This window comes from Azorhizobium oxalatiphilum (assembly GCF_014635325.1).
GTDB lineage: Bacteria > Pseudomonadota > Alphaproteobacteria > Rhizobiales > Xanthobacteraceae > Azorhizobium > Azorhizobium oxalatiphilum.
On sequence record NZ_BMCT01000006.1, the window covers coordinates 1 to 19,467 of the forward strand.

Consider the following 19,467-nt stretch of genomic DNA (forward strand, 5'->3'; position numbering starts at 1 on the left):
GCGGCAACCCGTCGTCGATGAACCGGGTTATAGAGGCACCCCTTTTGGGTGTCAACACCCTGAAAACGGGAATGTTGATCCGCCCTCTCGCTGTGGACAGGAGAGGCCAAAGAACGCCACGAACCATTATGTAGGCGCATTTTGCACCGCCGCAAGGGCCTGTGCGAAATTCACTGCACCGCACACCTGAGCCTGAAATTACGCGTTCTGGCTGGCGTGGGACTTGTCGCGTCAAACCACGCAAACACAGCGTTTCAAGGCCAATCCGCCGGCAACGCGTTTTTTCCGCCGCGCGCCGAATCCGCGTTTCAGTGCGCGTGGGGCGCGTCCTCCCCCGCCCGGACGTTCAGTTTGGCTTCGGCAATGGCGGTGAGCTTGCGGTCTGCCGCCTTGGCATCGTCCAGCGTGCGCTGGAGCACCCGGGCGCAGTCCGCCCGGCCAAGACGCCGCGCCCAGGACGTCAGCGTGCCATAACGGATCATGGCGTAATGCTCAATCTCCTGCGCAAACACGGCCAGCGCCGCATCCAGCACCTCGGGATCGGCGATTTCGCGGACGATATATTCCGCCTCGTCCATGATGCCGTTGATGGTGTGGCACACCACCGTCTTCGCCTCCGCCCCATGGAGGCGAAACACCTCCTCCAGCCGGACCAGATGGTCTTCGGTCTCGGCAAAGTGTGCGCGGAGGGTGATCTGAAGTTCCGGGTCGCTCGCCTTGCCGATGATATCCGGAAGCGCCTTCAGGATGCGCTTCTCGGCATAATAGGCGTCCCGCAGACCATGCACGAACAGATCGTCCATCGTCCGGATGTCGCGCGAAAACAGACCCATCAGCCTTTCCTCCCGCCTGTGGTGCGAAGGGAGACCGCGCAAGGCGGTCGCCTCATCAACCGTTGAAGGCGTGGAGGGTTCCGGAAGGCGATGGCCCCTCAGGCGATCAGGGCCGCGGCCTTCGCGCCAAGCGCCAGGCGCGCTGCCTCCGGCGCCACTTCCACCTGCAGGCCCCGCTGACCGCCGTTGAGGAAAACGGTCTCCTCTGCGAGCGCTGCCTCCTCCATGGCGGTGGGCACCAGCCGTTTCTGGCCGAAGGGGCTGATGCCGCCCACATGATAGCCGGTGAGGCGCTCGGCATCGGCGGGCTTCATCATGTGCGCCGACTTGCCGCCGAAGGCTGCCGCCAGCTTCTTCATGCTCACCTCCCGGTCGGAGGGCACCACCACGCACACCGGCTTGCCGTCCACCTCGGCCATCAGTGTCTTGAGTACGCGATGCGGCGCCGCGCCGATGGCTTCTGCCGCCTGCAGCCCGATGCGCTCGGCGTTCGGATCATACGTATAGGTATGGGTGCGGAAGGCGACACCGGCTTTCTGGAGCGCCTGCGTGGCGCGGGTGGTCTTGGACATGATGGCCTGTCTTAAGGCGGGAAGAAGCTCCCAAACCTCTGGGCGCCCCCGGGGGCAGACGTCAAGGCCGGACATGGCAGCGCCGCCGTACCGCATATGGGCCATCAACCGCAGCGGGGGGAGGGTCGCCGGTCGGAAGCGGAGGGGCGAGGCCCGGCCGCTGGTGGTGCGTGTGTCAAAGAAGGTGCCGCCATCAACATCACGCCAACGGTGCGCGGCAACGGTGCACGGCAACAGCTGCCCGTGCCCGTTCGGCGGGACGCGCACCCGCGCCAAGCCGGGAAGACCGCCGCGTACTGAATCGTGCTGAATATGGAGAGGCCCACCCCCGCGCGAGGGTGGGCCTCATGTTGCCAGCGATACCGCTGCTCCCCCGCAGGGCATCGTCAGGGCAAGGGCTCAACCGAAGCTCCGGCGCATGGCGTCGTCAGCTCCGGCGAACACGCTCCGGCATGGTTCCAAAAAACAGGATGCGGCCGCGACAGGAGCGTCCGTGCCCCCACATCGCCCCGTCCGCCGGCGACCAGAGAAAATGAGCGGCCGAAACCATCATTTCCAAGTCAAGGCACCCGTATCCAAACGACTTCTGCCATGATCGCGAGAGGAACAGAAAACTGTTCTTCACCGACCAAAATCAAAAAAATCGCTTGAGAACATTTCTCGGCACATGCCTGATCTCTGTGCCATTTTGATCGGCGGTGTAGCAAGCTCAAGCCACATCCATGCGGCTGACCATTTTTGGGGGCATCCGTCTATGCGCCGTCGGGATGCGATCCGCGGCTACGGATGGATCATGGATGCCCGCCCCCCTTGCGCCCGCCTTGAACCGCAGCGGTGCGCCGCATAGGTTGCCCCTCCCCGCCCACAGCGGCTCCTCTTTGCGAGTGCCGCGCCCCGTTATGCAAGCCTGCGCCGCCATGAAGCGATCGGACATCATCATGCATGGCGGGATGCGGACGGCCATCCGCGCCCAGGCCGCGGCATTCCTTGCTCTCCACTCCGTGGCGCCGCGCCTCGGATCGGTCTTTGGGACACACCAGCGCTATCTGATGAGCCAGGCCTTTCTGGCCCTCGCCTTCCGGAGCAAGGACCGCAGTGTGCTCATGGCCGAGTTTCTGAAGGCGATTCGCATTCACAAGCTGGCCAGCCCGAACACCGCCGAAGCCTTCGTGCGGGAGATGCTTCATTATGGCTTCGGCTTCTATGGCATCTCCCGGCAAGACCGCCGGTGCCGGCCGATCTTCCTGACGGACTCCGTCTACCTGCTCATCGGGCAGTGGCTCGCGATTCACCTGCGCACGCTCGACAGCCTCGACGGGGGCGGCCGGCTGGCGGAACTGGAACGGCGCCCCGAACTGCTGGCGCTCGCCCATCCTTTCATCGTCGATGCGGTGATGGTGTCCGACACCGGCTCCCAGCCCACGGGCACCTTCTCCCTGTTCACCTGGCTCAACGAGGGCGGGCTGGTGATGGACAGGATGATGGCCACGCTGCCGGACTTTCCCGATGACGCCGAGCAGGTGCCCACCAACTTCACGCGCTATACGGATCTCGAGGAATCGCTGCGCATCTCCCGCACCCACCTGATCCGCAAGCTTGGCATGGCCGAGCGCATGGGCAGCCTGGGCTGGCAAGGACAGCGGAACCGTTCCACCCTCTGGGTCTCCCGCGCATTCATTGCCGAGTATGACGCCTATCAGGCGGAAAAGCTCGCAATCATCGCCCACTGCTTCGCCGCCGCCGCAGCAGCGTAGCGGAACGCGCAAGCGTCCTCTGTGCGGCACATTGGGCAAGCGCCTGTTACCGGCGGGAATCTGATGAGGATCTCGGGGGAGTTCAAGAGAATAGCTGGCGGAGAGAGAGTCCGAAATACTCCTGTCCGCCAAGGTCTGCTTATGATCTCCAATGTCCCACATATCCCATATTTTCCAAGACCATGGCCTCCCCTCCGTCTATCTGCGTTCTCTCGCATTCGCTAAAATCCCCGTTCAGTGCTGGGGCACTCGCTAGGGCAGGATAGATATGGGACGAGAGACCAAGCGGCTGAACGCCCGCACTGTGGCGACGCTGACTGCACCGGGCCGACATGCCGATGGCGGCAATCTCTATCTCTCCATCTCGGCCAATGGTGGCCGCCGCTGGATCTTCCTGTTCCGCTGGAACGGGAGGCAGGTAGAGATGGGGCTTGGCTCGGCGCGGGACGTCTCTCTGGCGCGGGCGCGCGAGTTGGCCGACACGGCGCGGGCCCGGCTGGCCGAAGGCGTCAATCCGCTGGAGCAGAAAAGAAGCGAGCGGGTCATACCGACGTTCGGCGAGGCCGCCGACGCGCTGGTTGATGACATCGCCTCGGGTTTCCGGAACGCCAAGCACATTGAGCAATGGCGAACGACACTCAAGGAGTATGCCGCGCCTCTCCGGTCAAAGACCGTCGATGAAATCACCACGGAGCATGTGCTCTCCGTCCTGAAGCCCATCTGGACCACGAAGAGTGAAACCGCGTCGCGGCTGCGGGGCAGGATCGAACGCGTACTGGATGCGGCGAAGGCGCAAGGAAACAGGACGGGTGAAAACCCGGCACGTTGGCGCGGGCACCTCGACAGTCTTCTGCCCAAGCGACAAAAGCTTCAGCGAGGCCATCATGCAGCGATGCCCTATCCAGCGGTGCCGGCATTCCTCGCCCGCCTCCGTGAGCTCTCCGGCTCCTCCGCACTGGCTCTCGAGTTTCTGCTCTACACCGCTGCGCGAACGGGTGAGGTGAGAGGCGCGAATTGGGAGGAAGTCGACCTGCGCGCGAAGGTCTGGACCGTGCCTGCAACGCGAATGAAAGCAGCCCGCATTCATCGCGTTCCCCTCTCCACCGGAGCCCTTCATGCGCTTGAACGAGCAAAGGCGTTACAGGAGGGCGATAAGGAGCAGAAGGGTTCGGCCTTCATCTTCCCGGGCGGGAAACCCGACGCAAACCTGTCCGTGATGGCCTTGGACATGCTGCTTCGCCGCCTGAAGGTCGACGAGACAGTGCATGGTTTCCGTTCGTCCTTCCGCGACTGGGTTGGCGAGGAAACCTCGTTTCCCCGTGAGATCGCCGAAGCCGCCCTTGCACATACGGTTGGCGATGCAGTGGAGCGTGCCTATCGCCGTTCGGACGCACTGGAGAAGCGGCGAAAGCTCATGCAGGCCTGGAGCGACTTCATTGCCCCCGGTGACAGCGGTGCGGCGGAGCCCGACCCCGACAGTGGGACGCCCCCGTCATCTTTATGATGGTTCGTCTGAATTGATCGAGGCGACCTCGCGAAGCATCTCAGCCGGGTCGAAGCCGATCGCTTCCGCAAGCGCCAGAAATTCGATGATATCGACCCGCCGCTCGTTGCGCTCAATATCCGCGATATAGGACTGGGGCCGCCGCAGGCGTTCGGCAACGACGGCCTGCGATAGCCCGGCACCCTTCCGCGCCTCGATCAACAGAGCGCGCAGCCGGGCATAGCGGGGATGTCGAATATCTCGCGGCAAACTGGGGCATCCGCTTCGGAGAGCGAATGCCCGATTAATCGGCTTTTCAGATAATCGAGATTTCAGATAACGTGTGCCCGTTGCCGTTTGGTGAGGCCACTCCTAGGTTGTGGGTGGCGGCAGGGGGGCGGGCTGAGGTTTGCTTGGCCCGTAGGTCTATGGGCTTGGACAAAGTGAGAGCGACGCTCGATCTGGTTTTCGATCTGGCGACGAGTTCGACAGGGCTGACCATCGAGGACATCCGCATTTCCCGAGGCGTTTCCCGCAGCACGGCGGAGCGCATGCGCGATCTGGTCGATGAAATGTTCGGCCCTCTGGAACGCCGACGCGATGGGAAGACGGTGAGGTTCCGGCTTCATCTGCCCAAAGGGTTGAACTTCGTAACTGCTCCGACAGTGGCGGAAATGTCGGAGCTGATGAGCGTGGCGCGCGCCGCAAAGGCCCATGAGCCAGCACGAGCGGATCGCCTCGAAAGCCTTGCCGGAAAGGTGCTGGTGGCCCTTCGTCCGGCGGATAGACGGCGCATGGAACCCGACATCGACGCGCGCCTTGAAAACGAGGTCTGGCACCACACGCCCCATCCTTCTGCGGTCAGGCACGACGTCCTGGAAGCCATCCGGCATGCCATGCTGACTGGCCGAGCCATCAATATCATCTGCCATTGCCCCAGCCATGGGACGCCGACCACCCACAAAGTGGTTCCGTTCGGGCTGGTGCTGGGAGACCCCGCCTATCTGGTCGCGGCGGCAGTCGGTGAAAGCGTCCCCTATCTGCTGCATCTAGAGCGAATAGCTGAGGTGCTGGAGTTGGACGAGGAGGGCCACCGCCCGGCGGACTTCGACCTTCGATCTTTCACCGAACGAACGATTGGAACCAATACCGACGGGTCTAACAGAGCATCAGCAGGAAGTCGGCCCGACGTGTCCGCGGGGCACACGCTTTAGGGCAAAGAGCGTTGCCGTTTTGTCACGCCCGGCGTCGACAGCACCGCGCCTGTAAATCCAAACGCTCCTGAAGTGAAATTACACTCTGCGGGGGAAGCCGCCGCGGATGATGCACGCCTCGATACTCCGTTGGCATGTGCGTGCACACCGCGCACTGGATGGTCGGACAATGATCAATAATGGCTTATTACGGCACTATCTCCTGGGCCTCTCGGCCTTGGCCTTCCTCGTTACGGCCTACGTTCCTGCCCTTGCGCTTAACCGGAAGCTGGAGCCCATACAACCGGGCCTCTATGCGTCAGGCATGGACGGGGGCTGCCGCGACCCCGATGGCAAGGACCGCCTCTTCATCGATAGAAGCGAGCTCCATGAATATGAATCTCACTGCCAGATCCGGAAGGTGAGTCCGGTCGCCTATTTCTACGTTCTGGAGACGGATTGCAGCATTGAGGGGGAATTCGGCCACGTCACCTATGAGATCGCGCCCGTTGCCAGAGGCACGCTCCTCGTGCAGGCCCGCAAGGGGTCCTTCATGCCAAGGGACACCCCGCCGACGACCTATCATCTCTGCCCCAAGGTGGGCACCAGCTCGGGGGCACGATGATGCGCAACGGGATCGCTTTCTTCCTGCTCGCATTGCTTTGGCCGGCAGCATGCGGAGCAGGCACATTCCAATGGCTGGTTCCGAGCCGGTATGAGCTGCCAGATGGTGCGACTTCGTCTGAACCAAACTTCTTCGACCTTCAGCCGGATGCCATTGAGACAGGCAGCGCACGTTGCGACATCATGGCTGTCGTGCAAGAGGGTGGGGTCTATGAGATTGTCGCAGACTGCTCCAACGAGCGGCGGCGAGGAAGGACGACCTTCAGCATTCGCCCCCTGAATGCCTATCGCATTCTCGTCGAGATCAAGTCGGGAAGTTCGCTGCCCGGCCCAATTAACCCTACGCTCTACGAGCGTGAATGGCATCCAACCCGTGTGGACGCACATGAATAAGAATGGAGCCACATAAGGGCACGGGGTGCGGAGGCTCCGATGAATGACGTCCCTTGCATCGGTATCTTCTGGTTCGTGATGCGAGGAGACCGACCCCAGCTATTCGCTTGCCTGAGGCCATGGCCGGAGGGTGAGGACTATGGCGACTTCAAAACCGAGCCAACGGCACATTATGACCTCTGGCCGCGTATCAAGCGAAAGCTCAATATTTCGGGAGAATATGAGGATTGGCCGCGCGGGCGCGTCGTCTACGATCTGCCGGGCAAGCGCTTCACCGCCTACATCGACCGACAGTTGGCCGGAGACACATACCGGACTGCCATTCTTCATGCGTTCCATCTCCCTATTGAGCGGACTCGGTTCGCATTCGACGCGCACTACGGGCGCGCCAAGTTCAAGGTGACAGGAACCTGCCCTCTCTGCCCTCCGATCGCCTTCAGGTGAGAGCAGCGAAAGGAAGCGAGAAGGCTCGCGCTTCAAACAGAAGGAAGCCGCCATCGATGTCGGAAAACACGAAGCTTACGTGGCCGGTGAAAGCCATCGACTTCGAGGCAAGCTCGTTGGAAGACGGCAGCTATCCCATCGAGGTGGGCATAGCCGTATGGCTCGATGAAAACGCCCCCGTCGCGGTCTGGTCCACCCTGATCCGCCCGACAGATGACTGGCGGCGATTCGGCCACTGGAGCTTGGCTTCACGCCGGGTGCATGGCATCACCATGAGCGAACTGGCCGATGGCATGTCGGCTTTGGAAGTCGCAAAATTTCTGAACGAGAAGTTGGGCGGCGGCATCGTATGGTGCGATGGCGGCCCCTACGACGTTCACTGGCAGCGGGCTCTGTTTGGAGCCGCCAGCATCAAGCCGAACTTCGCCCTCGGAAACTGGGCGGGCTTGCTGCGCACGTTGCCCGAGAGATGCCGCGAACGTGCCTTGGCGGCGCTGGAGGAAGCGCCGCCCCGACACAGGGCCGGGGCCGACGCTGAACAGCTGATCAAGGCTCTCGCCGTTGGATTGGCCGAAGCCGCATCCTAGAGCTTGATGCCGGCTGCATCGCCACGAGCGATAATGCTGCCGGCAGGCAATTCGCCTTCCAGCTCTTCGAGCAAGCGCCGCCACAAGCCATCACGCTGATCGGCGTTGAACCCAAAGACCAGAAGCTTCACATCGGCAGGCTCGGCGAGCGTGAGTTCGGTCCCTTTCGCCACCTTCTCAATCGACGAGGCAACCCTCCGCACACCGCCGCTCATCTCGCAGAAGGCAGTCAGATTTCCGGCGATCATTGTGTAGCTGGAGACGATGTCAGCCGCGTGCTCGGACAGGAGGCCGACGTAAGCTCCGATCTGTTTGACGACGTTCTTCTCTCCCTTCACGCGCAGCTCGGGATTGCCAAGCACCTTGGCCTCCCAGAAGACAAGCTTCACGTCGTTCCCCACTTCGTCGAAGCTCGCAATATCGATGCGTGGGACACTCTGCCCGCTGGTGCCAGCGGGGAAGGCAATCTCCACATCAACCACGTTTGCGTTTGATGTCGCTATGGCCTGCACCCCGCGTTTTTCCTCGGATGCGAAGAGGTTCGCCGCGCGCTTCAGCTTCCCGAGCGTTTCACCCGGCTGGTAGGTCTGGATCAGAGCGTTCTGGGCGGAGAGCCCGAATGTCCCCGTCTCCGGATCAAGCGAGACCTGCCCAGAGAGATCAGGATCGAGGAGATATTTCGGATGCGTTGAGGCGACGATCTGCCCCCGCTTCATCTCCACCTTGAACAGGGACTGGCCGCGCCAATAGACATTCAGATAGTCGTCTCGCACGCCGATGATGAGGCTGGTATCGAGCAGCACGTCACGCCACCAGCCCTCCTGCTTCGCCAACTCGCCCAGTGCATCCATCATGCCCAGCTTCCGGATGCCACGCTTGAAACTCGACATTACGCCCCCCACCACTCGCCGTCCTGACGTAGAACGACGTTCTGAAACAACGACGGAAACCGTTCCGCCTCGAAGGTGTGTATCGGCACGAGCGAACGCGGTGCGATGGCGCTCGCCAGACGCTTCAAATCCGGGATGGAGGCGTGGCCGGACGTATGGATAAGATCCAGTCCGATGCCGTGCTCGCGCAGTTTGGAGAGAAGAGCCTGGGTGGGCTCGTCCTTGATGTAGCCAGCCCATTGTGACCACACCGCGTGAGCGCCCCCCAGGCACCCCGCGCGGACAAGGTCATCGAAGAGGCTTCCCCGGAAGAGCATGACATAACGATGCGGGTGCTCGGCGAGCTGTTCCGCATAGACCCGTCCGCTGCTGTGTCGCTCGATCACGTCGAACCGGCCGCTCTGCTTGATCTTGCGGCGCTGATGAAACGGCACAAAGAGGCGCACATCGTCCCACGAGGTCTGCGGAATGCTGTGCCGGCCGGTCGCGTGAAGAATCTCGGCCGCATATAGGTCGACCAGCAGCGATCGGCCGCTTCTCTTGGCCGCGCGACAGATGCTGACGACCCGGTCAATATTCTGTGCCGACGCCGCGACCAGAACCATGCCGGGCACCGCGCGTATGCGATCGGTGAGTTCATTCTCGATGTCGGTCTCGGATGGGAAATGGGCATCTTCGTTCAGGCGCCCGAGCGACGAGCCTTCCATGAGCATCGCATCGATGCCCCGTGGCGGATGAGCAATCAGCTTCTCGAAGAGCGCACCCTTCCGACCGTGGCTGCGTAGGTCGCCGCTGTAGAACAGCCGTTTGCCGCCGGCCTCGACCGTCAAGGCATAAGCGTCGAAGGCCGAGTGGTCCACGAGATGCGGGGTGATGGTGAAGGGACCGATGTCAACTGGCCGCCCATCGCTCAGATGAGCAGTCCCTTTCACAAATGGGACGTCAGGCACGAAAAATGCTGAGGCATTCAGAATGCGTTCCGTCGCCTCACCCAGATAAACTGGCAGCTTGTCGTGCGCGCGAGCTAGCAGGCCCCAATGATCTCGATGGCCATGTGAGAGTACCACGCCAAGGAGTGTGGGATCCGGTGAGGCGAAACCCGCCACGGACGGTAGGACGGCTTCGTCCTTGATGTCGCCGTCGAGCGGTAGTCCGCAGTCGATCAATAAGCGCTGTCCTGCCGCCTCCAGTTCGACCACGCTGCCGCCGATCTGCTTCGTCCCACGGTGAATGCGAACGCGCATAATGCCAACTCAACAAGACAGTGGCGGAAGGACGACGGGCGACACGCATCGGACAGAGAGACAGATCTGCGCCAGCCGCACCATTCCATCCTCCGCCACCCGTTCATTGCTCCCGGCGTAGCATGCATGTACGTCAAATTCAGACGTAGGAAGCGGCGTGAGGGGTCAGTCAGAGTGCCATTTCCACTAATCGGCCGCATCCTGGCAACGCGACTGTCAGCTCCCCGATCTTGCCCCCCCCTGCGTGTCTGCGGGGCAGCGAGCGGCGGAATCTCTGCGAAGGCCGACGTGAGCGGCGTCTGACCCGGCTTCTATATGCCTCGTGCCACCGACAACGGAGCATGAAATGGCACAAACGGAAAACCCTGGCGCACTCTCGATAAACGACTTCTGCCAATGGGCAGGCATTGGGCGGACGCTGGCCTACAGGCAGATCCAGGCTGGGAGGCTCAGCACCAAAAAGGTGGGCCGACGCACGCTGATCACGATGGAGGCCGCGAGAAGCTGGCTGGATGCCCTGACTATGGATCAGGTCCAGACCAAACCAGGGGCAGCAAGACCCGCCCGCACCGCCGGTCAGGAGAGCCACCCGTGACGATCGCCCCCAGAAGTGACGCCTCGGATGCCGAGCTCGCGCGACAGTTCATTGACGGGGAAGAGTTCCTCGAAATCCTGATGATGCTGGGGATCGAGTGCACCTGCGATGATGATAGGACGTGGATCCAAGTGGGTGATCTCGCCTACTTCCCTGGCACGGGCTACATCGTGCGCGCAGAGAAGGTCAGAGGGATCGACGGGATGCTCCAACTTTTGGGCCGGTCCCGGAGTGAACTCCCACCGGAACCTGTCTTTAAACCCACGGCATGGGGGCCATTCGGCGATCCCGTAAGTAAGTAAGCCTCGGGGCCCCGACAATGTTAAGCCGCCCACGCGACTGAGCGCGGGCGGCTTTGTGCATTTGGCCGATCATGAGGCCGATGGTTTGCAGGCGACCTGCCATCGATTGCTCAATGACAGGCCAGCATTATAAAATCGAAAGGATGCGAAGGTCTGCGCGATTCTGAAGAGGTAGACAGTGTGCGCAGAGTGCTGCGGAGGCTACATTTCAATTACCCCCCCTCCTATGTAGGTATGCCCCACTCCCCTCTTTCCACCCCTACCTACCACGCACCACCGACGGCCATCAGCCCAGCGACCGTAAGAGCCCGAACTCTCCCACGATCCCACCTCAACTATGACTGGGGATGGATGGTAGTTTCAGAGGATTCGGGTGGATTGGCAGGCGCCTCAATGAGCAGCTTCGCCTGGAGGATAAAGGATAAAACTCACCCCAAAATCGTTAGCCATTTTCGGTCCTGTAACTGATTGTTTTGTATGGCGTATTTGCTTCAAATTTCCGGTTTAGGGGCAATTCCCTCCTCTTTCAAATCCTCCGCTTTCAAAAGCGGAGGATTTGAAAATTCGGTGCTCTTATACGAGCTCCTCCATACCTCGCAGTGCATATGACATGTCATCTGTCAGCCGCTTCTGTTTACCCCGGCGGTATTCGGCATCGCTATAATCCGGCTCCGGCACCTCTCGTATGATTTCCACCGCAGGCGTGTAACGGGCAAGAGATCGTGCCTGAGGTCCAAGCGCCCGAGCGATCCGAACTCGGTCCATTTCGACCACACCCGTGTTTTGCTTCTTGAGACCAAGGGCGGAGTTCATATCTCCATCATATCCGTCGGGAAACACGCCTCGCGGAATCTCAGGATCCAAGCCCTTCATGCAATATCGGAACCATTTCCACTGACTGACGATGTGATCGTCAGCGCGAACGCCGACGTGAACCAGACATCCTTCAATATCTGACGGGCCAAAGTCATGAACTATATTCTTTAAACATTTATAAAACTGTTGCATGAGTCGCTTTGGAACGTGAATACCCGAATGAAAATGACAACCATGCTGAACGCCATTCTCGAATACTCCGAAATAGTGAAACGGGACGCCCCGGTGATGCAGAAATTTACGGATCCTGTCCATTGCCTTCGTATTCAGGCGCTCCGCCTCGGCAGCAGTGGTAGCCCCGGCGTACTTCCACGACATCGTCAGGTGTGCATTCAGTACAAAGCCTTGGTAATTTGAGTACTGCACTGCGTGATACGCCCGCAAGAACTGATCAAATGTGATGTAGTGGGGTGATCTGTCCACCCGTTGGGACTTGATCTTTACAGCATCATTGACGATGCCATTCATTCGATAGAGCGCCTCCCTCTGAGCGACTTGGTCGAACTGAAAGTTCACCCTTATGGAGAACGGGGTGGAGGGGGAGAGAAACGTACCAGTAAGAAGACTGTTCATGGCTCAGCGTCTGCCTTAATACCAAGACAACGCTTGGGGATACCCAAGCCTATAATATATAACGATTTCACGGCAAAACACGCACATGAGGCATGCGTAAAAATAAGGCAGCCTCTTAGCGAAAGCATTGTCCCCACTCGAAGGACAATGTCTAAATGCCCGATCTTACAACCACTTATGGACGACCTGCGCTTCATCTCCCCATCGTCCCATCCGAAATCCTCAAGCGATTTTTCGTAGACGAAGCCGCCGATACCCGCTTCGCCAGCAACGCTCGTCTCCTTCAGGCGATCTGGCGCGAAGACATGGGCATGGAGGCTGGGAGGCATCAGGGGCGGGACGGTCGGAGCCGGATCTTAGGCAGCAGGCTCTCGCCTGCGGACGCGGCCAAGGGACGAAATTTCCTGACCCCCGACATCGCCCGGATCGTGTATCGAGAGGTCGCCTACCGTGAGATCGGCGCATTGATTGATGAGCAAAGGCTTTGGGCCAACCTGCTATCCAGCCAGCCACTGACGTTCAATCTGTTCGCACGCTGCCGGGCCAATCCGGACTATGCCTCCGACCTATTCTCGATCCTCTTCCCCGACTTCATCAGCCGCGTCACCGATATCGCCTTCGAGCACTCTCCCGGACGAGGCGACCCAGCCTTCCTCGGGGATGGCACTGCCTTTGACCTGTTTGTCAGTGGCATGTCCCCAGACGGAGCCCCTGCCTTCGTTGCCATCGAAGTCAAGTACGCCGAGGCAATGCATCAACCATTACGGGGCGCGCGGCAGCGTTATCGGGAGCTCGCCTCGGCACAGGGACTTCATGTCGATCCTGAGGCGGGGGCGCTGGTGTCGGAAGCCCTGTCGCAATTGACGGCCGAGCACCTTCTCGCAGGGCTAATCCGCAACCAGATGGGCAGCACTACCCACGGCCTCTTCGTGGTGCTGGCGCCAAGGCAAAACCGAGAAGCCTGGAATGCAATCCTGCTTTATAAAGCGCAGGTTCGTGACGATGCCCCAGTCGCCTTCCTGGCCATTGACCTCGACGCCGTCATCACTGCCATCGGCCAAGTTGAGCAGGATGACCTCGCCTCACGCCTCCGCGCCCGATACACAGACTTCACACCCGTTCATGCGCTGATCGATGGCTGGGAGCCCTTCGCTGAGTGATAAGCTGCGGCAGGGGCACGCCGACGAAGGTGGGGCGAAGCCGCACCTTCACCTTCGGCCACAACGCAGCTTTTCGCTCTGCGGAGGGCGGCCTTCGTGCAGCAATTCCTGTGGTCGCAGATACCGGGAGTAGGGTCGTAGATCGCCAGAAACGGACCTTGCCAAGTGTGGGTCGGAACGTCCGGTATGGGGCCGACAGCGGTCTGTCAGCTTTCGGCTGCAGCCGTGTCTGTAGCTGCTATTCCGCAGCCGACCCGTTGCGGACTCTTATAGCGCCCGCTTACGGCAGGCGCGTCCCTTCTTTGCAGCGCCGTTGCACAGAAAGGTCCTATACTAACCTCCAGGCAGTGAAGCTCTAACTCTGAGCCAAACGTGGCTCTCCTCAGGAGATGGGCCATTTATCTTAACATCAGCTACATAAAGTCGAGAACCTGGCGCTAGTGTTTTGCAAGTGTAATTGACCTTTCCGTTCAAAGTGAAAGGACTATCCAGAGCCCTTGCAGTGCCACTCGTATCGTAGTCGAGGATCATAGTTCTGCGAGATGTTGTCAGACGCACCCACTCTCCTTGCGTCACTGCACCAGAAGGAAGATTTGCACCCTCCCGGATATAGACTGGTTCGATTTTGAAGCGGCTCGTTTTTTGATCGAACTCGCCCGCATAAATCCAGGCTGTTTCGCCGGGCAAGCCAGCGCAAGTATTTTGATCAGAAAGCGCACTGGGTGGTGAATAATATTTAGTCAAAAATTCTGTGACATGGGGGTAGGCGTTATAAACAGCTCCGGCCAGAGCCAAGGCGACCAACACGTATTTAAGTTTGACCACATTCAGAAGGGCGATGAGTACTGTGGGCGGTTCTGGCGAGGGTGAGCCTGGAACTACAGTTCCATCTCGTAGAAAGGGGAGCCAGAATGTGCGACAGAACTTCTCGTTAAGGAAAAAGCCATGGCCGGCACCGTTATGCCAACGGTCATGGACGAATGGTCGCCTAAACCCGAACGATCCTGCGGAACCATAGCCTGTTGTGACGCTTTCCGCGACCGCGGGCCAAACATCTCGGGTGCCGACCTCGTTCAGTATAGTCGAATAGAATCTGTGATCAAAATCTTGAAACGGGAAATTGTATCGCAGAACGCTTCCGCAAAATATTATTTTATCAACTTTTATATTAAAATTATCTCTAAGTACATGCGCAGCAATATATGTCCCAAAGCTATGAGCTATGATCGATACCTTCGATCCAGGGTTTTTGTAAAAAACAGCGTTCAACCAGACCAGAATTTCAGCTACCGCTTGTCTTCGAAAAAAACCAAAGGGTAGCAGAAATTTAATTAGGTTGAATCGACCGTAGTTCGTCGCTTCGACGTGGAACCCGTCAGCTTCCAGAGTCCTGCGTATCTCCTGTTGCCACAATCCATAATCTCGGATTCCGTGGATCAACACGACAACCGGTCGCCCTTCCGTGGCCTGCATCGATTCCTCCACGGAGAGCTAAGCTACAAGCCCAATCTTCGACGACACGTCCCCGCCACCCCAACATTTCGCTTGTAGAAGGTCGCTCGCGCAAGCTCCATTTCCGCCTTGGCGCTGAGCCGCATGTCGGAAATGGCGCGCGCAGCGAACGTCGGCCTTCCACCCAAAGCAGACACGTTCATCACTAGCTGCCGAGTTTACGACGAGGGTTCGATTGCCTTCACCCGCTCCAAGCGGATCAGAGGTCTCGAGGCAAATTGCAGGCTGCCGAGAAGCCAGGCCCCACCTAGATGTAGTGCCGGAACGGCAGCCTAGATGACATGCCTTCCGGGCCAGCAGTCAGGATTTCGCCCACCAAGTCGGCGAACCTCAGCGTTACGGGCAGGCCATCGGAAAAGCCGGCGCTGTTATAGTTCAGCTTGGTCAACGCCATCACATCCTGCAGTACAGTCTCGATCTCGGCACTGCCGCGACGGAGTCTTACGGTCAGCGGGTTGGGTACCTCGCGCCCAGGGTAGGTTTCAAGCCGGGGGACGTAGCCAGCGGTCCAGAGATAGGCCAACTTCTCGTCGACGATGATGCCTGTACCACGGAGCACAGGGTTCTGGCCAAACCTGAAAAGCTTGATCTCGTTCTGGCGTCGAATCTGGACGCCGACTAGGTTGGTCTCGGCTGGCACCGTACTGGTGAAGCCGGCCCACTCCTCGTCCCCAAACTCGATCTTCCCATGGATGAAGAGTTCCTTGGGGTAACTCCCGTGGATATCCTTGTAGCCCTCGACGATCATGGTCATGAGGCGGGCCGCTTGGGCTCTATCGAGCTTGAAGTTGTGGTCGTTCTCCGAATACCAGGGCCCGACAGCGCCCTTGAAAACCACGCCCTCCCCGGAATGGAGGAACATCTGCGCGCCGCAGCAGGCGTTGTCGCGGCCACGGGCGGCCGCCAGCTTCTTGAAGACCAAACCCACATAGCAGACGCCCTCCCGGACATTCGCGAGGCGCCACGGCGTACCACTGGACTTGTAGAAGGCGGTCGCACCCAGATTCCACGCAACGGATGCGGGATCCTGCAGCGAGCGCCGGCGCAGTGTGGGGTCTCGCTCCGTGGTCAGCGTGGTCTCGCGCACCACCTGGATAACCTTGCCGGTATCAAGGAGACGCGCCTTCAACTGGTTGTGGAAGTTGGGCTCGTACTCGAACGGCTTGGCCTCGTCGTTGATCTCGTTGAACATGGTCGGCTGCTTGAGCAGACGGATAGCGGCCGTCTTCTTGATACCCATTGGGGAGTCGACGCGCTCGGCTTTTGGCACCACGGACTGTGGCCGTCCGTATGTGTAGACCTCCTCGGGGATGATCGCGAACCAGATCTTTGGCGACGCTTCCTCCTCGAGCAGGTGCTTGCGAAGGGCCCGTTGATAGATCTCCACGGTGTGATAGATGCCCTCATGGCGCGTACCGGTGCGGATGGCCTTGGATATCTCGTCTGCGCCCACCCTGCAGTACCCGAATGGCAATTCGGACCATTCGGCGCCGAACGCCGCTTGGAAGCCGGGCCAAATGTACTTGTTGGCCTCCTTACCTGTGCCGGGCGGTGCGATCGAGCCGTTGATGCTCTTCACCCAAGCCCCGTAAAGCTTCGCGCCTTCCTCGGTGGCGATGATGCCGATCTCCATGCGTCGGGGATTCAGGTTCGATGGCGGCGGGCCGTAGAGAAACAAGCCGTCCTTGGGGTGCGCCGCAGTCTGGCCGTGTGCGAACTCCAGTTCGGGCTCGTCGATGTGTACGATGCGCCACTGCTTCATGCTGCGTCCTCCTCATCGGGCTCGAACTGCGTCTGATCGATGTCGTCGAGATCATCGTCCTCGGGATCTTCGGGCTCGTCGGGTATGGTGTCGAGCTCTGTGTCGCCCACCAGCCGCCGCACGCCTGTCAACTGCAGAAGGCTGCCCTCCAGGTTGAGGAGCTCACGCCCGTCGAGCTCGATGGCGATGTCGCATTCACCCCCATTCAAGAACGCAATGAAGGCCTGCTGCAGTTGCCGCCAATGGCGGTTCCACCAGCTCTTGCAGAAGCGACGCCTGATCCCCGCCACCCTCTTAGGGTCGCCGATCAGCTTCTCGGCCCCCTCAGAGAAGCTGATGTACGGCTTGAACCGGACAAAGCCGGGTGGTCCTAGGTCGATGTTCACCAGCATGGAGAGGTGCCAGTTAAGCTGTCGCTTCTCGCTTCGGCCCGTGACCTGCTTCCAAGTCTGTTTCCCGTCGGGGGTGGAGTATCGGACCTTGCCATCAGGGATTAGGCCCAGAGGGAAGTAGAAGGCCACGCCTCGGGAGGTGTCGTGGGCCCTTAGCCCTTTCGATTCCAGGAACCTTTCGACATGTCGGCGCAGCAAGTAGGTCAGCATATTACGGGCGTCGAACCACTCGGGCGCTGTCTCATTACCCTGCCGACCCTTGAGGAACCGATCGATCTCCACCCGCCGGTCGAGATTCAGGGAGAACTGGGGCGGCAGGCCAGCTTGAAGCTCATCGATGGCGGCGAAGGTGAGGATCAGACGCTGGTGCCGCGAGTACGGAATGCCAGTGGCATCGAGCGCCTTGTTGATCTCTGTATTGGGACCATTAAACTCATAGAAGTTGATGTGTGTGGGCAGTGCCTTGATTGGCAATAGGTTTGTGAGGAGCAGCTCCGGGCCGACTTCGACCTTGGGCGCATCGCGGCCGTTGCGCTCCTTCCAATAAGCCATACGTTCGTCGATCCGGTCTCGATCGATCGGAACTCCTGCCTTCTCAAGCGTCTCGACGAGACCGGGCAGCATGCCGCCCCATCCAGAAGAGAAGTCGAGAGCATTCAACTGCAGCAACTGGATGGGGAAGTTGCCAAAGTCGACCTTGTCGAGCCGGACCGGGATAACGAACGCCGGATCCTTGAGGCGCCGCCCCGTGATGTCGGCTGCGGCCAGCTCGTCACGCACCCCCTTGCGATCCGGCTTCACGCTTTCGGTTGAGGCGACGAAGATCACCTTGATAGCCCGCGTGGTGATCGCCTCTTCAATGGTGTTCCAGAATGGCGTGCCGCCCTTCAGTTCAAAGACGTCAGCCCAGACGTTGTAGCCGAGCCCAATCAAGCGGGCGCCGAGCCACTTCACGAAGTCATTGTCCTGCGGGGTGGCGTGAGAAATGAAGACGACATCACGTACGGGACCAGTCATCTGCCGACGCCTTCATGTTGGGCAGCCCATTCACGCTCGCAACGGTGTTCGATGTCTTCGGTAAGGAAGAGACCACCTGCTATCCAGAGCCAGCTGCGACGAACCATCTGAATAGCCCTGGCGAACAGGAAGATCCGCCTGACACCCGTCGATTCGCATCGCAACACGATCATCAACATCGACATTTCGCGTTCCCGTGAACCATCGGTCCGATTCGTAGGCGCATTGTCCAAACAGGAGGAAAAAAGGGCCAGCGGATTTTCGGAATTCACAAATATCTCGGTCCGGATAACTGGCTCCCGCCTAATTCCGAGGAGACTCGGGCTCTGCCAATCCGCTTCGAACAATTAATTTATCTATTCCCAAAATGACACGGAGTTCCGCGGCAGGATACCGAACCGCCCGCTTCCCACCTCAATGCCGACAGCTAAACAAAGTATCCTGCGCGCCAAAGCAGCCATCCGCGCTACATTGGATGGCCGCCCAACGTCAGATTTCCGTCCGCTCTGCCAGTGACCTGAGACCCAGATCCTCCTCCAGATTTAGGTAGAGTCCGTCGACCATGGAGACGGACGATGCGAGCCTCACGGTTCACAGAGGAACAGATCATCGGGATGCTGAAGGAGCAGGAGGCGGGCGCGAAGACTGCGGACGTCTGCTGCAAGCACGGCATCTCCTCGGCGACGTTCTACAAGTTCAAGGCGAAGTACGGCGGCATGGACGTATCCGACGCCCGGTGGCTGAAGGCACTTGAGGAGGAGAACGCGCGGCTGAAGAAGCTGCTGGCCGAGCAGATGCTCGACAACGCGATCCTGAGGGATGTCAGCTCAAAAAAAATGGTGACGCCCGATGCGAGGCGCAAAGCCGTGGCTCATGCCTGTGCCGCGCACGGCATGAGCCAGCGTCGGGCGTGTCAGGCGCTGGGCGTCGATCGCACCAGCGTGCGCTACCGAAGTGTGCGTCCAGACGATGCAAGCCTGCGGGAGGTCATGCGGGCTGTGGCGGGCGAGCGCCGCCGCTTCGGCTAGCCTGTGGTCCAGAAATAGGCGACCTTTTCGTCGAGCAATAGCGCGGTCCCACGTAGCTAGATAGTCGCCGTCGCGAAACAGTTGGCTTTGCCCGCGGTAGTGCGCGATGCGCACGCTGACGACATTGGCCTCCCTCGGCGCGGCATCGCAAAAAGTCTGCCGCTCCTCACGATTGAAATAAGTCTGGCCCTGGAGGAAGATCTCCTTCCGCACACCACCATGCAAGTCCCTAT

Annotated in this window: 20 protein-coding genes and 1 pseudogene; 11 read left to right on the forward strand and 10 right to left on the reverse strand. The window is 59.9% G+C overall.

Annotated elements, in window-relative coordinates; translation table 11 throughout:
- Window positions 1–308 precede the first annotated feature (308 nt).
- A complete protein-coding gene (locus tag IEW24_RS18790) occupies window positions 309–833 on the reverse strand; it encodes a YciE/YciF ferroxidase family protein (protein WP_188581510.1) in 525 nt (174 codons plus the stop codon).
- Window positions 834–931: 98 nt separating this feature from the next.
- Window positions 932–1,405 carry a Cys-tRNA(Pro) deacylase gene (gene ybaK / locus IEW24_RS18795; protein ID WP_188581512.1) on the reverse strand — a complete coding sequence of 158 codons (474 nt, stop codon included), beginning with the start codon at window positions 1,403–1,405 and terminating at the stop codon, window positions 932–934.
- Window positions 1,406–2,202: 797 nt separating this feature from the next.
- On the opposite strand from ybaK, the gene IEW24_RS18800 reads away from it, so the two are divergent.
- A complete protein-coding gene (locus IEW24_RS18800) occupies window positions 2,203–3,159 on the forward strand; it encodes a hypothetical protein (RefSeq protein WP_188581514.1) in 957 nt (318 codons plus the stop codon).
- Between the two features lie 268 nt (window positions 3,160–3,427).
- Window positions 3,428–4,663 carry a tyrosine-type recombinase/integrase gene (locus IEW24_RS18805; RefSeq protein ID WP_188581516.1) on the forward strand — a complete coding sequence of 412 codons (1,236 nt, stop codon included), beginning with the start codon at window positions 3,428–3,430 and terminating at the stop codon, window positions 4,661–4,663.
- On the opposite strand, the gene IEW24_RS18810 is transcribed toward IEW24_RS18805, so the two are convergent.
- Window positions 4,658–4,912, reverse strand: a complete 255-nt coding sequence (locus IEW24_RS18810) for a helix-turn-helix domain-containing protein (RefSeq protein WP_188581517.1) — start codon at window positions 4,910–4,912, stop codon at window positions 4,658–4,660. The genes IEW24_RS18805 and IEW24_RS18810 overlap by 6 nt on opposite strands.
- Before the next feature lie 164 nt (window positions 4,913–5,076).
- On the opposite strand from IEW24_RS18810, the gene IEW24_RS18815 reads away from it, so the two are divergent.
- From IEW24_RS18815 to IEW24_RS18835, 5 genes are all read left to right on the forward strand, one after another.
- The gene (locus tag IEW24_RS18815) at window positions 5,077–5,856 is read left to right on the forward strand and encodes a helix-turn-helix transcriptional regulator (protein ID WP_188581519.1); all 780 of its coding nucleotides are present in this window, start codon (window positions 5,077–5,079) and stop codon (window positions 5,854–5,856) included.
- 169 nt (window positions 5,857–6,025) lie between these two features.
- Window positions 6,026–6,460 (forward strand): hypothetical protein, encoded by a 435-nt coding sequence (locus tag IEW24_RS18820; RefSeq protein WP_188581522.1) that lies wholly within the window; start codon window positions 6,026–6,028, stop codon window positions 6,458–6,460.
- Entirely contained in the window at window positions 6,457–6,852 is a 396-nt protein-coding gene (locus IEW24_RS18825; RefSeq protein WP_188581523.1) for a hypothetical protein, read from the forward strand. The genes IEW24_RS18820 and IEW24_RS18825 overlap by 4 nt, the downstream gene beginning before the upstream one ends.
- A gap of 39 nt (window positions 6,853–6,891) precedes the next feature.
- Window positions 6,892–7,296: a hypothetical protein gene (locus IEW24_RS18830; protein WP_188581525.1), complete on the forward strand. Its 405-nt coding sequence runs from the start codon at window positions 6,892–6,894 to the stop codon at window positions 7,294–7,296.
- A 56-nt stretch (window positions 7,297–7,352) separates the two neighbouring features.
- Entirely contained in the window at window positions 7,353–7,883 is a 531-nt protein-coding gene (locus IEW24_RS18835; protein WP_188581526.1) for a 3'-5' exonuclease, read from the forward strand.
- Here the strand turns inward: IEW24_RS18835 and IEW24_RS18840 are convergent.
- Window positions 7,880–8,773: a hypothetical protein gene (locus IEW24_RS18840; RefSeq protein WP_188581528.1), complete on the reverse strand. Its 894-nt coding sequence runs from the start codon at window positions 8,771–8,773 to the stop codon at window positions 7,880–7,882. The two genes, IEW24_RS18835 and IEW24_RS18840, sit on opposite strands and share 4 nt — an antisense overlap.
- Window positions 8,773–10,017, reverse strand: coding sequence for an MBL fold metallo-hydrolase (locus tag IEW24_RS18845; protein WP_188581530.1), 1,245 nt, complete (start codon window positions 10,015–10,017; stop codon window positions 8,773–8,775). Before IEW24_RS18845 ends, IEW24_RS18840 begins: the two co-directional genes overlap by 1 nt.
- A gap of 346 nt (window positions 10,018–10,363) precedes the next feature.
- On the opposite strand from IEW24_RS18845, the gene IEW24_RS18850 reads away from it, so the two are divergent.
- Together IEW24_RS18850 and IEW24_RS18855 are read left to right on the forward strand one after the other, a co-directional pair.
- A complete protein-coding gene (locus IEW24_RS18850) occupies window positions 10,364–10,612 on the forward strand; it encodes a helix-turn-helix domain-containing protein (protein WP_188581532.1) in 249 nt (82 codons plus the stop codon).
- Window positions 10,609–10,914: a hypothetical protein gene (locus tag IEW24_RS18855; protein WP_188581534.1), complete on the forward strand. Its 306-nt coding sequence runs from the start codon at window positions 10,609–10,611 to the stop codon at window positions 10,912–10,914. The genes IEW24_RS18850 and IEW24_RS18855 overlap by 4 nt, the downstream gene beginning before the upstream one ends.
- Before the next feature lie 573 nt (window positions 10,915–11,487).
- On the opposite strand, the gene IEW24_RS18860 is transcribed toward IEW24_RS18855, so the two are convergent.
- Window positions 11,488–12,363 carry a hypothetical protein gene (locus IEW24_RS18860; protein WP_188581536.1) on the reverse strand — a complete coding sequence of 292 codons (876 nt, stop codon included), beginning with the start codon at window positions 12,361–12,363 and terminating at the stop codon, window positions 11,488–11,490.
- Between the two features lie 155 nt (window positions 12,364–12,518).
- Here IEW24_RS18860 and IEW24_RS18865 point away from each other — a divergent pair, with 155 nt between their 5' ends.
- Entirely contained in the window at window positions 12,519–13,523 is a 1,005-nt protein-coding gene (locus IEW24_RS18865; protein WP_188581538.1) for a PGN_0703 family putative restriction endonuclease, read from the forward strand.
- A 333-nt stretch (window positions 13,524–13,856) separates the two neighbouring features.
- Here the strand turns inward: IEW24_RS18865 and IEW24_RS18870 are convergent, their stop codons facing one another.
- From IEW24_RS18870 to IEW24_RS18885, 4 genes are all read right to left on the reverse strand, one after another.
- Entirely contained in the window at window positions 13,857–14,996 is a 1,140-nt protein-coding gene (locus tag IEW24_RS18870) for an esterase/lipase family protein (RefSeq protein ID WP_188581539.1), read from the reverse strand.
- 286 nt (window positions 14,997–15,282) lie between these two features.
- Window positions 15,283–16,797, reverse strand: a complete 1,515-nt coding sequence (locus IEW24_RS18875) for an argonaute/piwi family protein (protein WP_188581541.1) — start codon at window positions 16,795–16,797, stop codon at window positions 15,283–15,285.
- Window positions 16,794–18,206 carry a toll/interleukin-1 receptor domain-containing protein gene (locus tag IEW24_RS18880; RefSeq protein ID WP_188581543.1) on the reverse strand — a complete coding sequence of 471 codons (1,413 nt, stop codon included), beginning with the start codon at window positions 18,204–18,206 and terminating at the stop codon, window positions 16,794–16,796. Before IEW24_RS18880 ends, IEW24_RS18875 begins: the two co-directional genes overlap by 4 nt.
- Entirely contained in the window at window positions 18,203–18,391 is a 189-nt protein-coding gene (locus IEW24_RS18885; RefSeq protein ID WP_188581544.1) for a hypothetical protein, read from the reverse strand. Before IEW24_RS18885 ends, IEW24_RS18880 begins: the two co-directional genes overlap by 4 nt.
- Before the next feature lie 390 nt (window positions 18,392–18,781).
- On the opposite strand from IEW24_RS18885, the pseudogene IEW24_RS18890 reads away from it, so the two are divergent.
- Window positions 18,782–19,231, forward strand: a pseudogene (locus tag IEW24_RS18890) (transposase); the annotation flags it as partial.
- Between the last annotated feature and the right edge of the window lie 236 nt (window positions 19,232–19,467).